Source organism: Streptococcus suis, assembly GCF_902702775.1.
GTDB classification, from domain to species: Bacteria; Bacillota; Bacilli; order Lactobacillales; family Streptococcaceae; genus Streptococcus; species Streptococcus hashimotonensis.
In genome coordinates this window covers 1,478,071-1,491,550 of the sequence record NZ_LR738724.1, presented here as the reverse complement: position 1 = coordinate 1,491,550, position 13,480 = coordinate 1,478,071, and the positions used below count along the sequence as shown (strand labels likewise).

Here is a 13,480-nt window from a genome sequence, read left to right as displayed (position 1 = left end):
ATGCTTTACCCTACACCTATTGCCAAGTTAATTGATAGTTATTCTAAATTGCCAGGTATCGGTATAAAAACGGCTACCCGTTTAGCTTTTTATACTATTGGCATGGAGGATGATGTCGTTAATGAATTTGCGAAAAATTTATTGGCAGCCAAGCGAGACCTATCTTATTGCTCTATTTGTGGTAATTTGACAGATCAGGACCCCTGTGCCATTTGCCAGGACTCAACGCGAGACCAATCTACTATTTTGATTGTAGAGGATAGTCGAGATGTTACAGCTTTGGAAAATATTCAAGAATACCACGGTCTTTATCATGTCTTGCATGGCTTGATTTCCCCCATGAATGGTATCGGACCAGATGATATTAATTTGAAAACCCTTCTCACTCGCCTGATGGACAATGAGGTTACAGAAGTTATTGTGGCGACCAATGCAACAGCAGATGGAGAGGCTACATCTATGTATATATCACGTGTCCTCAAACCTGCGGGAATCAAAGTAACCCGACTAGCTCGTGGCTTAGCGGTAGGCAGTGATATTGAATATGCAGATGAAGTGACCCTGTTGAGGGCTATTGAAAACCGTACAGAGCTATAGCTGCTCTGTAGTTAGATACGTTCCTAATTTTAAGATAGGATAGATATGATTTGTTAAATTATGCTATACTAAGAGTAATAGCGTTGATACAGGAAGGAAAATATATGTCAAAAGAAACCTTGATTTTACTATATGGTGGGCGTTCTGCAGAGCGTGAGGTATCCGTTCTGTCTGCCGAAAGCGTCATGCGTGCCATCAATTATGATAAATTTTTTGTCAAAACCTATTTCATCACACAAACTGGGGACTTTATTAAGACGCAAGAGTTTTCTCAAACACCGTCTGCCGATGAAAAACTCATGACAAACGCGACAATTGTTGAAGAGCAAAAAATCCGTCCGAGCGATATTTATGAAGAAAAGGCAGTCGTTTTCCCTGTTCTTCATGGACCAATGGGAGAAGACGGGTCAATTCAAGGCTTCTTGGAAGTACTTCGTATGCCGTACGTGGGTACCAACATCTTGTCTTCCAGCGTTGCCATGGACAAGATTACAACTAAGCGCGTTCTTGAATCAGCAGGAATCTCCCAAGTACCTTATGTGGCAGTTATCGAGGGTGAAACTATCGACGATAAGATTGCAGAGATTGAAGAAAAATTGACTTATCCGGTCTTTGTAAAACCAGCTAATATGGGATCAAGTGTCGGTATCTCTAAGGCAGAGGATTTAGCTGGCTTGCGTAAGGCGCTTGATCTGGCTTTCAAGTATGACAGCCGTGTCCTCGTTGAGCAGGGGGTTAATGCGCGTGAGATTGAGGTTGGTCTTTTGGGAAATGCTGACGTGAAAACGACACTTCCTGGTGAAGTAGTCAAAGACGTTGCTTTTTATGACTACGATGCCAAATACATCGACAACAAAATCACCATGGAAATTCCAGCTAAGATTGATGAGTCTATCATGGATACCATGCGGGACAATGCTGCCAAGGCCTTCCGTGCTATCGGTGGTTGTGGCCTTTCTCGCTGTGATTTCTTCCTGACTGAAGACGGAGACATCTTCCTGAATGAGCTCAACACCATGCCAGGCTTTACTCAGTGGTCTATGTATCCACTCCTTTGGGATAATATGGGACTTGCTTACCCAGACTTGATTGAAGAGCTTGTTCGTTTGGCCAAGGAAATGTTTGAAAAACGTGAAAGTCATTTGATTTAATGAGAATGAAAAGGATTGGAAAATTTCCAATCTTTTTCTAGTTCACATTCTTGCAAAGGGTTGCAAAAAAGAATAGAATGGTTTCAAGTATGTGGAGGTGTTTATGTATCAAACGACGGTAAAAGGGGAAGGTCTGTTTCAGGCAGTTTCTCAAGGTTATGGAGAACCAGTTCATACTTTTGGTGTAACAGAGCAGGGAGAAACTCCCGTAAGCCTTGTGAACATTGGCTTAGCTGCCTGTGTGACCATGTGTGTGCAGGGCTACTATGCCAGCCAAGAAGGCAATAAAACCATGCCTGTTCAGGTGGAGAGTCGCTTGGACAATCAGCATTTTGAGGTGTTGATTGGAATTGGAGAGTCGGTTTCAGCGCAAAAGCAGAAAGAGATTCTTGCCTATGTGGAAAAGAAATGTAAAGTCAAAGATCTTTTGAGGGAAGACTTGAAGTTTGAGACAAGTTTTTATGTCTTAGAAAGTGTGGAGTAGATGTTTTTAGCAATTGAAGAAATGCGACAAAATAAGTTGCGTTACGGCTTGATTTTGGGCCTGCTAGTCCTTATAGCCTACTTGGTCTTTTTCCTGACAGGTTTGGCTTATGGTCTCATGCAGGAGAATAGAACAGCTGTTGACAAGTGGCAGGCAGATTATGTCTTACTTAATTCAGAAAGCAATCGTTTGATAACAGCTTCAAAAATTGATACAGCCTTGCTTGATCGGGTGGACGCTGGTGACAAAGCCTTGATTCGCCAACAAGCTGGAGTTGCCTATGTGGATGAAAATGCCACCTCAGACGAAAAAGAAAAGGTAAACATCTTTGCCGTTGAGTCTGATAGTTTTATCGTCCCAAATATTGTAGAAGGTCGTTTGTATGAAAAAACGGGAGAAGTCGTTGTAGACAAAACCTTGTCAGAAGTAGAAGGTTTTGGGCTAGGTGATGAAGTCTATCTGTCGGGAACTGATGAAAAAGTGACCATTGTAGGTTATACAGACAATGCTTATTTTGGAGTGGCGCCTGTTGTCTATATGGACATTACGGCGTTTGCAGAATTGATGCAGGCTGATAAACAACAAGCAGCAACGAGTAATCTTGCTAGTGCCATTGTCGTTCGTGGAGATGTCGCTTCTGTACCAGATGAGCTGGAAAAAGTTGCCATTGCAGACTTTATTGAAAATCTGCCAGGATATAAGGCACAAAATATGACCTTTGGCTTTATGATAGGATTCTTGATTGTCATCTCAGCCATTGTTATTGGTATTTTTATCTTTGTTTTGACAACACAGAAATCACCGATTTTTGGCTTGATGAAAATTCAAGGTCTTTCAAATGGCTATATTTCAGGTTCTGTACTGGCTCAAACCTTCCTACTTGCTGGTTTGGGAACCGTCCTTGGATTGGCTGGAACTTATTTGTCATCCCTTGTCTTGCCAAGCGCTGTTCCATTTGAGAATAACTGGACCTTCTATATTGTAATCGGCCTAGCACTAGTTGTATTTGCCCTATTGGGTGCTAGTTTCTCTGTACGTTCTATCTTTAAGGTAGATCCATTACGAAATCTATCTTAGGAGGTTGTTATGAAAACACTTATTTTTGAAAATATTAGTAAGACCTTCCAAGATGGCAGTCAAACCATTACGGCTCTTAAACCGACTAATTTTAGCATTGAAGAAGGCGAATTTGTCGCAATCATCGGACCGTCCGGGTCTGGGAAATCAACTTTTTTGACCTTGGCAGGTGGTTTACAAACGCCGACAACAGGTCGTGTTTTAATCAATCAATCGGATTATTCTGATTTACCTGAGAAAAAACGTGCCAAATTGCGCTATAAGAACATTGGTTTTGTCTTGCAGGCTTCCAATTTGATCCCATTTTTAACAGTCGAAAAACAATTAACCTTGGTTGATAAGGTCAATAAGAAAGCTGATCCGAGCAAGCGAAATGAGCTTCTATCTGAATTGGGTGTGGACCATCTCAAAAACAAGTTTCCTAAGGATTTGTCAGGCGGAGAACGGCAGCGTGTAGCTATTGCCCGTGCGCTCTACAATGATCCAGCCTTGATTCTTGCTGATGAACCGACAGCCAGTCTAGACAGTAATCGTGCTTTTGAAGTGGTTGAGTTATTAGTGAAGGAAGCCAAAGAACGAAACAAATCCATCATCATGGTAACGCATGACCAGCGCATGATTGAAAAATGTGACAAGGTATATGAGATGAAAGATGGTGTCCTCACTCAAGTTCGATAAAAAGTGGTATAATAGAAAGAGCGAAAGCTCTTTTTTAGTTTATTGGAGAAAACAATGAAATTAATCTTACACGAAGTCGCTCAGGTCTTGGGCGCAAAAAATGATATTAGTCTTTATCCTGATACAGCACTCAACAAGGTCGAGTTCGATAGCCGACTCGTCACAACTGGCGACCTCTTTGTTCCCCTAAAGGGTGCGCGTGACGGTCATGACTTTATTCCTGTAGCTTTTGAAAATGGCTGCGCAGTAACCCTTTCGGAAGTCAGCCTTGATGTTCCCCACATCCTAGTAGATGACTGCTTGGCTGCGCTTCAACAATTAGCGGCCTACTACCTAGAGAAAACAGGGGTAGAAGTCATTGCTGTGACAGGCTCAAACGGTAAAACGACCACCAAGGACATGATTCACGATGTTCTGGCGACGACTTACAAGACTTACAAGACACAAGGCAACTACAACAACGAAATTGGTCTGCCTTACACCGTCCTCCATATGCCTGACGATACAGAAAAACTGGTATTGGAAATGGGCCAAGACCACTTGGGAGACATTCATCTCCTATCTGAAATTGCCAAACCAAGTCTATCAGTTATTACCCTTTTTGGAGAAGCCCATCTGGAATTTTTCGGCTCACGTGAAGAGATCGCCAAAGGAAAATTACAGATTGCGGATGGAATGACAGCTGGTAGTAAACTCTTGATTCCAGCAGATCCGATTGCGGATAAGCTCTTGCCGAGCCATGTAGAACTCATTCGTTTCGGTGAACAGGCTGATTTGCAGGTGACCAGTCTGGTCGAGTCAAAAGATAGCCTAACCTTCACCGTCAACTTTATGGACGGCGACATTTTCCTCCCAGTAACGGGCAAGTACAATGCCACCAATGCCATGGTAGCAAGCTATGTGGGGAAGACCTTGGGTGTGCCTGATGAGGCCATCAAGTCGGCCCTTGCCAGTCTTAACTTGACCCGCAACCGCACCGAGTGGAAAAAAGCAGCCAACGGAGCCGACATACTCAGCGATGTCTACAATGCCAATCCAACCGCTATGCGCTTGATTTTGGAAACCTTCTCTAGCATTCCAGCCAATGAAGGCGGCAAGAAAATCGCTGTTTTAGCAGATATGAAAGAACTGGGTAGCCAGTCAGTCGATCTCCACAATCAGATGATTCTAAGCCTGTCGCCTGATGTGCTAGACACCGTCATTTTCTACGGTCAGGACATTGAAGAATTGGCCCAGCTGGCTAGTCAGATGTTTCCGATTGGAAAAGTCTATTTCTTTAGGAAAAATGCAGAGCAGGACCAATTTGAAGACCTGGTGAAGCAAGTCAAGGAAGTCCTTGGTGGGAAAGACCAAATCCTCTTTAAAGGCTCTAATTCTATGAACCTTGGAAAAGTGGTGGAAGCAATAGAAAAGTAGAGAGGCAAGACCTCTCTTTTTAGCAAGTCTTGTCAAAATATCGAAAAGTTGATATACTAACTTCTGAGAAAAGAGAGGAATTTAATAAAGATGAGTGATTTTTTTAGCAATCAGATTTCTGAAGCACCGAACCTGAACGTATTGGAACATCTGTTTCTCATGATTATTTGGTTTTTCATGCTCCGTCTTTGTTTTCGTTGTTATCAAAAAAGATGGTTTCATATTGTTTTTTGGTGGCTTCAATTTATACAGATTGTCTCCCTTTATACTTGGTATATCGTAGCTGATTTTCCTCTTTCAGAGAGTCTTCCTTTTTATCATTGTCGCTTGGCCATGCTCTTTATTCTTTGGGCGAAGCCCGGACCTCTGAAACGTTATTTTGCTTATCTCGGTCTTTTCGGATCGCTTTCGGCCTTTATTCATCCGGTATTTGATCCATTTGCTTTCCCACACCTTACCTTCTTTACTTTTGTTATTGGCCACTATGCCTTGACCGTTAATTGTATGTTGTACCTGTTATCTGATTTAGAAGGGGAGATGTTGAAGGGGAAAGAGGTAGTGAAATATACGCTTATTATGAATATGCTGATTCTAGGAGTAGCTCTTTTAACTGGTGGAAATTATGGATTTTTAAGACAGGCACCTTTAGTGAATACTAATAATCTTCCTTTGAATTTCTTCTTGGTAACTTGCCTACTCTGTTTCTCTATTTTGAGTATACAAGCTATGCTGATTGCCTATTTGAAAAAAGAAAGCAAACAAATGAATTCGCAGATATTGAAAAAATAAGATTTGAAATTAGTTTTTCAAGTCTTATTTTAGTTTTTAAATGCGCCTTGTTTGTAGCTAATCCAGAAAAAGACAGGGATAAAAATAAGCATTAATCCAGAATAGATTGGCAATGTGTGACTGTTTAGGGGGTGGATTTCAATCAGACCGTGTAGGAAATGGGAGCTGATGAAGAAACCGAAAACGGAATAAATAATAAGAGCCAGTCGAGCTTTTGTCAGTGGCAAACAGGCACGAATGACAGCCAGTAGACCTGTTGAACCAAGAACATAATAAGAGAGGGTTTGCATGTCATGCAAGTTTAAGTATCCAAAGACTTGCAGTAAATGGAAAATAAGGACACTGAGAACAACCATGAGAGCATTTGGTAGGGCTAAGAGAAGAGATTTTCTGAGAAAATGTTTTTCTACGGGGCGGATATTTCGTTCAAAGGTTAGGATAAAAGGAGGAAAACCTTCAACAAATTGACCAATGAGGGTCATTTGTATCTGAATAAATGGGAAAACTAACAAATATTCTGCTTTACCTAGGGCGATACTAGCGATACAGATAAGGCCAAGTAAGAAAGAGTAGATTGTTTTGATAAGAAAGATGGGAGCAATGTGGGAGATGTTATTAACAACGCGTCGTCCCTCAAAGAGAATCTCAGGAATATCTCGAAATTCAGAATCTAGGAGGACTAGATTAGCGATTTGTCTAGTAGCGGGATCGCCTTCTGCCATAACAATGGAACAATCAGCTTCGCGTAGTGCAAGAATATCATTGACCCCATCACCGGTCATTGCAGTAGTATGTCCCTGTGCTTTGAGGGTTTGGATGAGCAATTTTTTCTGATGTGGGGATACGCGACCGAAAATGGCGGTTGTTTCAGCTCTGGCAATTAGTGCTTCGTCGTCAACTTTGGAACAATCGATATAACTATCGTAGTCAGCAAATCCAGCTTCCTTAGCAATGTGTGAGACAGTCACAGGATTGTCGCCAGAGATTATTTTTAGTATCACCTCTTGCGAGCGAAGATAGGCTAGTGTTTCTGCGGCGTCTTCTCGGATTGGGTCGGCAATTTCTAATAGAGCTAGAGGTTCAATATTCTCAGGTAGCTGATTTTGAGAAGAAGGAAGGGACTGTTGGCTAAGCGCAAGAATCAGGACACGGGAACCACGAGCCTGTGCCTCAGAAACAGAAGGAGGATTTTGTGTTAGTAACATTTCTGGTGCCCCTAGAAAAATGCGACCAATGTTTTCTATTGTCATTGCTCCCCATTTTCTATCACTAGAAAATGGAATGATGTGACTAGCTTTATAGTGGTGCTCTAAATCACCATATTCTTTTCGAATGGCCTGAGCTGTTGAATTAGTATCCTCACTTGTCTGGATATAGGTAGCGAGTATCTGTTGGATAGTGTCAAGTGAATAATGGTTGTTTAAGGGGAGCAGGTTTTCGACGGTCATTTTCCCCTGAGTAATCGTTCCGGTCTTATCCAAACAAAGAACATCAACTCGGGCAAGTGTTTCGACGGAATACATTTCTTGTACGAGGACATTTTTCATTCCAAGTTTGATAACGGCAGTTAAGAGAGAAGTGATGGTTAGCAGAGCAATTCCCTTTGGTAACATACCTAGTAGGGCAGTAGAGCTGGTAATAACTGAGTCTTTTAAGGGAAGAAGTTTGATGAAAAAGGCTTCTAGAAAAAGAGCGAGTCCGAATGGAATGATAATTTTTCCTGTAAATTTAGCAATTTTATCCATATTGTAAAGAATACGAGAGACGATAGGTTTGTGAGTTTTCGCCTCAAGCATGAGCTTATTGGCATAGTTTTCTGCGCCAACATGGATGACTTTTGCATAAATCTGTCCGCTAACTAGATAGCTACCAGACAATAATTCAGCCCCATTATTTTTCACAATCAAGTCGCTTTCACCAGTTAACATGGCCTCGTTTGCCTCGGCTATACCTTCTAAAACAATAGCATCACTAGGAACTTGTTCGCCAGCAGACAGCAAGAGAACATCATCTAAGACAATATCTTCTGGTGCAATAGAGATTGTCTCGCCGTCACGAACAACTCGGATAAAATCCTTGTTCATCAGGTTGAGTTTGTCAATCATTCGTCGTGCCCGCCATTCTGTCAGCATTCCTGAAACAGCGTTGAGGACAATGACTCCGAAGAAGAAAAGGTTGGACCATGCCTGAACAGCTAGTAAGGCTAAGAAAATGGCAAAATTGAGTGCGTTAAAAGATGTAAACACATTTCGTCTGAAGATTTCCCAATTACTGGCGCTGGTCTTTGTCTTAAAATGATTGGTTTGCTGGTTTTGAATACGTTCTTGTACTTCCTTGGTTGATAAACCTTTTATTTTTTTGTTCATTATTTTATCTTTCTTTTTCTAGTATATAGAATGCATCTCATACTTATTGTAACATATTTATAATACAACAGTATAGGTCTGTAGACCTATTCTTCAATAGTTTGAAAAATTCCCTTATTTCCGATATAATAAGAGAGTTGTCTAGTAAAGAATAAGGATGAATCCAATGTAAATCGAATAAGATAAGAGCTCAGCTCTGCTATGAATCAAAATACAAAAAAATGAAAAGGAAACATTATGTCACTACAAGAAGAAATCAAGAAACGCCGCACCTTTGCGATTATCTCTCACCCGGACGCGGGTAAGACCACCATTACCGAGCAGTTGCTCTACTTTGGGGGTGAGATTCGTGAAGCAGGTACGGTCAAGGGGAAAAAGACTGGTAATTTTGCCAAGTCTGACTGGATGGATATTGAGAAACAACGTGGTATCTCTGTTACCTCCTCTGTTATGCAGTTTGACTACGCAGGCAAGCGTGTCAATATCTTGGATACACCAGGGCACGAGGACTTCTCTGAGGATACCTATCGTACCTTGATGGCGGTGGATGCGGCTGTCATGGTGGTGGACTCTGCCAAAGGTATCGAGGCCCAGACCAAAAAGCTCTTTGAGGTTGTGAAGCACCGCAACATTCCTGTTTTCACTTTTATCAACAAGTTGGACCGTGATGGCCGTGAGCCATTGGATTTGTTGCAGGAGTTGGAAGAAGTCTTGGGCATCGCTAGCTATCCGATGAACTGGCCGATTGGTATGGGGAAATCTTTCGAGGGTCTCTATGACCTTCATAACAAACGCTTGGAACTCTACCGAGGTGATGAGCGTTTTGCAAGCTTGGACGAGGGTGACAAGCTCTTTGGTTCTAACCCCTTTTATGCACAAGTTCTAGATGATATTGAACTTTTGGCGGAAGCTGGGAATGAATTTTCAGAACAGGCGATTTTGGACGGCGATTTGACACCTGTTTTCTTCGGCTCAGCCCTGACAAACTTTGGTGTGCAGACCTTCCTGGATACATTCTTGGAGTTTGCTCCAGAGCCACATGGTCACAAGACAACGACAGGGGATGTCATTGACCCGCTCAACAAGGACTTTTCAGGTTTTGTCTTCAAAATCCAAGCTAACATGGACCCTCGTCACCGCGACCGCATTGCCTTTGTCCGTGTGGTTTCGGGCGAATTTGAACGCGGTATGGCAGTTAACCTGCCTCGTACAGGCAAGGGAGCCAAGTTGTCCAACGTGACGCAGTTCATGGCAGAATCTCGTGAGAATGTGGAAAATGCAGTGGCGGGTGACATTATCGGGGTTTACGATACAGGGACCTATCAGGTAGGAGATACCTTGACCGTAGGCAAGAACAAGTTTGAATTCGAACCGCTACCGACCTTTACCCCTGAAATTTTTATGAAAGTTTCTGCTAAAAACGTCATGAAACAAAAATCCTTCCACAAGGGAATCGAGCAACTGGTGCAAGAAGGAGCTATCCAGCTCTACAAGAACTACCAGACAGGCGAGTATATGCTAGGTGCCGTTGGTCAGCTCCAGTTTGAAGTTTTCAAACACCGCATGGAAGGCGAGTACAATGCCGAGGTAGTCATGACCCCAATGGGTAAAAAGACTGTCCGTTGGATCAAGCCAGAAGACCTGGATGAACGCATGTCATCAAGCCGCAACATCCTAGCCAAAGACCGCTTTGACCAACCAGTTTTCCTTTTTGAAAACGACTTCGCCCTCCGCTGGTTCGCGGACAAATATCCGGATGTGGAGTTGGAAGAGAAGATGTAGCAAACATCTGGGAGATGTTTGCTATCGGGAGATGGGAACTGACGGCAGTCAGTTTACCGTTGAATAAAGTCTGGGTGGATTGAAACAGTTCGGGGAACTGTTTCAGCCTGAGCCTAGAGATGTCAAGCGAGGTGAAAGGTGGGAGATGGGAGCTGATGGTATCAGCTTACAGCTGTTCAGCTTTGAAAATCAAGCTAAAACTTCGTTAAGTTGCTTCGATGAACCTCTAGTTCAATCTTCAGCTCCTTGCCTAGTTTTATTCTTGAGTTTCTTTGCGTAAAGTCAGTAATCAGCTTTGAAAATCACTATCTACTCGAAATAATAGAGGAATAAGGCTCGGTTAATCCGATCCTTTTCTTTTACCTCGCTTCTATGGGGGATTTTTTGCAAAAAAAACAATATTTTAATATAATTGTATTAAAAGCAAATACTCGAATCAATCGGAGGTGCCGATAGCAATGTTCCATTACCTAAAAAAGTGTCGTTCAGAATTTTTTATCTATAGCTTGGTTTCAGTTGTTTATGCTCTGATTTTAGCAGCGACAGGTTTCGTCTATGCTCGGGTTTCTGAGTCGGCTTTGTCTGGAAATCAGCAGGTATTTTTGATAAGTTCTCTTATAGCAGTTGGATTCTTCATTTGTGATATTTATTTTGATTATTTACCACGCTATCTCAAGTTTAAATTGGTCAATCGTATCATGGAATTGACAAGAAATGAGTTGGTTGCAACCTATGCAGTAGAGGATATTGCTCAATTTGAAGAAAAAGCAAGCTCAGATAGGGTAAGTGTTTTAGTGAATCATTTAGATGTATTAGAAAATGGCTTTTTAATACCAGGTTTATCAATGGTAACGAGTGTCCTTGTATTTACTTTCTCCTTAATTGGAGCACTTTACTTGCAAGGAACAATGACTATTATCATGTTGGTGCTTTGTTTTATCCCTTTCTTAGCACCGTTGATAAATAATAAAATTTTGGCTCATACGACTAAAGAAAGTCAAGAAGAGAAAAATGTCTATTTAAAACGATTTAGTGAGTTTGTACAAGCATTTTCTTTCATACGTATTAGTAATATTACGCTAGTCTTTGAAAAGAACCTAGAGACTTCTAGTCAAGAATACGCTAAAAGAGCCATCCTATTTTCCAAAAAGCAATCTCAAACCTATGCAGTATCTTACGGTTTGAGTAGTATTGTCTATTCTGGTTCATGGATTATTGGAGGTATCTTTGTTTTCCAAGGGATGCTGAAAATTTCAGACTTGATTGCTATGACCACACTAATGGGAACGGTTGCTAGTCCCATTCAAACCATGTCAGGACTGATTACAGAGTATCTTGCTAGTCGAACGGTCGTGGAAGAATTGACGAATATTCTGAAAGGACAACCACATGAAGACAAAGTCCAACAAGAGTTGACAGAACCTATAAGGACTTTAACTTTAGATAGGGTTAGTTCCCATAATCAACAACACCCTATATTTGACAACTTTTCTTATCAATTTCTTGCTGATAAAAAATATGCTATCGTTGGTAAAAGTGGTAGTGGGAAGACGACATTGCTGAGACTCTTGCTAGGTGTTCAATCACCAGATGAGGGGGCGATTTTCATAAATCAGATTAATCTTTCAGAAGTGGCTCAGGCTTCCTATTTTGATAAGATGTATTATCTACCACAAAAAACAGCTATTTTTGCAACAACTATAGGAGATAACTTGACACTGTTTGAAACTTTGGATGAGGCTAAAGCCCTGAAATGTTTAGAACAAGTAGGGTTGCTGGACTGGTTTGAGAGACAGGAGGCTGGATTCGATACACCTTTATCCTCCTCTAAACAACTATCGGGTGGTGAAGAGCGGAGATTTGATTTGGCGCGGGCCCTTTATAGAGATGCGGAGGTCTTACTATTTGATGAACCAACAACGGGGTTAGATAGTGAGAATGAGGCTTTTATTGCAGAGACTCTTTCTAATATTAAAGAGAAATTGTTGATAGTGGTTACTCATTCACAAAGTGAATCATTCTTATCCGTTTTTGATGAGAAGGTTGAGTTATGATGTTTAAAGTCCTTAAAGCAATTAAGCATTACAAGCTTCTGAGTATATAGGCTACATCTTGATATGAAAATCATAAAAGGACGAGCTTTGTACAACTCGTCCTTGTTTTGTTATTTTTCTAGAGTAAATTCTTCATTTCCGTTAATAATGGTGGTATTTCCCTTGCGAGAATAGGAAATAATATCTTTTACAGCAATATCATATGTAGTTAGCTGGTTGATAGCTGCGTCATTAATTTTTGTAATGGTCACGGTATGGAAGAGCCGATCGACTTCTCCCTCGAAAAAGGTAGCTGAGATAGTACCAGTTTCTTGATTGTATGTGGCACCTAGTTCTTTAGCATACTCGTCTTGGTACTTATGAAATTCTTTTTCCGCCTCAGCTTGTGTAGGTAGAAATGATTTCAAGTGCTTTTCATAGTCTGCTCCGAGAGCGGTTGTTAAGTATTCTTCTACGGAAATTCCTAGAGAACTTGCTTCTTTTTGTGCTTCCTCTAACATTACCTTGTAAGCTTGATCCAAGGTTAATTTTGCGATTTTAGGAATATCAAAGCTTGTTGTAGCGGTGAAGACAGCTTTCTTATCTACGACTGTCATCGTATAAGTTGCATCAATCCACGTTTTATCGATACCTGGAAGTTGATTTTGCAATTCCTTGATACTGGTTTCGACAATGTCTTGTTCAGCTTGGGAATTGCGCCATGTACCGCTAATGTTGCCACTATTATATTTGAATAATGCAAGACAGGCAAAAAATACGATAATAGTCGTAAAGACAGTGATGATTATTCCAAGAATGCGATTACGTTTCTTTTTCTGTTCCGCAACGAGTTCTTCGAAAGCTTGAGTAGCTGTGTTTTCCATAATATTCTCCTTCTGTTCCCCCTTTTTCAATATACTATAGTTTGTTTGCTCTGTCAATGGCTATATTAGTGTACAGAGGTGAGGAAGAAGTGTCGAGCCTCCTCGCCTTACAGAAGTAGATGAAGAAGGGGAGCGGAAGTGTTGTGACGTATGATTGCCAAGGACAAAGTAGCCTATTTTCATTATTTTATGTTATACTATAGAAAAATACCAAAGGAGCCAT

Annotated in this window: 11 protein-coding genes; 9 read left to right on the top strand and 2 right to left on the bottom strand. The window is 41.3% G+C overall.

Features of this window, described 5'->3' with window-relative positions; translation table 11 throughout:
* From recR to GPW69_RS07335, 7 genes are all read left to right on the top strand, one after another.
* Positions 1-597 (top strand): recombination mediator RecR, encoded by a 597-nt coding sequence (gene recR / locus GPW69_RS07365; protein WP_002935848.1) that lies wholly within the window; start codon positions 1-3, stop codon positions 595-597.
* Between the two features lie 104 nt (positions 598-701).
* A complete protein-coding gene (locus tag GPW69_RS07360; RefSeq protein WP_044673859.1) occupies positions 702-1,748 on the top strand; it encodes a D-alanine--D-alanine ligase in 1,047 nt (348 codons plus the stop codon).
* A 103-nt stretch (positions 1,749-1,851) separates the two neighbouring features.
* The gene (locus GPW69_RS07355; protein ID WP_044683164.1) at positions 1,852-2,232 is read left to right on the top strand and encodes an OsmC family protein; all 381 of its coding nucleotides are present in this window, start codon (positions 1,852-1,854) and stop codon (positions 2,230-2,232) included.
* Positions 2,233-3,309 (top strand): ABC transporter permease, encoded by a 1,077-nt coding sequence (locus GPW69_RS07350; protein WP_044683165.1) that lies wholly within the window; start codon positions 2,233-2,235, stop codon positions 3,307-3,309.
* A gap of 9 nt (positions 3,310-3,318) precedes the next feature.
* A complete protein-coding gene (locus tag GPW69_RS07345) occupies positions 3,319-3,987 on the top strand; it encodes an ABC transporter ATP-binding protein (RefSeq protein WP_044683166.1) in 669 nt (222 codons plus the stop codon).
* A 54-nt stretch (positions 3,988-4,041) separates the two neighbouring features.
* Positions 4,042-5,403 (top strand): UDP-N-acetylmuramoyl-tripeptide--D-alanyl-D-alanine ligase, encoded by a 1,362-nt coding sequence (locus tag GPW69_RS07340; RefSeq protein ID WP_044683167.1) that lies wholly within the window; start codon positions 4,042-4,044, stop codon positions 5,401-5,403.
* A 90-nt stretch (positions 5,404-5,493) separates the two neighbouring features.
* Complete coding sequence (locus GPW69_RS07335) at positions 5,494-6,192, top strand: YwaF family protein (protein ID WP_044681014.1); 699 nt, start codon at positions 5,494-5,496, stop codon at positions 6,190-6,192.
* A gap of 29 nt (positions 6,193-6,221) precedes the next feature.
* Here the strand turns inward: GPW69_RS07335 and GPW69_RS07330 are convergent, their stop codons facing one another.
* Positions 6,222-8,558: a cation-translocating P-type ATPase gene (locus GPW69_RS07330; protein ID WP_044673864.1), complete on the bottom strand. Its 2,337-nt coding sequence runs from the start codon at positions 8,556-8,558 to the stop codon at positions 6,222-6,224.
* A 237-nt stretch (positions 8,559-8,795) separates the two neighbouring features.
* Between GPW69_RS07330 and GPW69_RS07325 the strand changes: the two genes are divergently transcribed.
* Positions 8,796-10,340 carry a peptide chain release factor 3 gene (locus GPW69_RS07325; RefSeq protein ID WP_002935863.1) on the top strand — a complete coding sequence of 515 codons (1,545 nt, stop codon included), beginning with the start codon at positions 8,796-8,798 and terminating at the stop codon, positions 10,338-10,340.
* 458 nt (positions 10,341-10,798) lie between these two features.
* The gene (locus GPW69_RS07320) at positions 10,799-12,394 is read left to right on the top strand and encodes an ATP-binding cassette domain-containing protein (protein WP_074391799.1); all 1,596 of its coding nucleotides are present in this window, start codon (positions 10,799-10,801) and stop codon (positions 12,392-12,394) included.
* 110 nt (positions 12,395-12,504) lie between these two features.
* Here GPW69_RS07320 and GPW69_RS07315 read toward each other — a convergent pair whose 3' ends face one another.
* The gene (locus GPW69_RS07315) at positions 12,505-13,257 is read right to left on the bottom strand and encodes a hypothetical protein (protein WP_074391800.1); all 753 of its coding nucleotides are present in this window, start codon (positions 13,255-13,257) and stop codon (positions 12,505-12,507) included.
* Positions 13,258-13,480 lie beyond the last annotated feature (223 nt).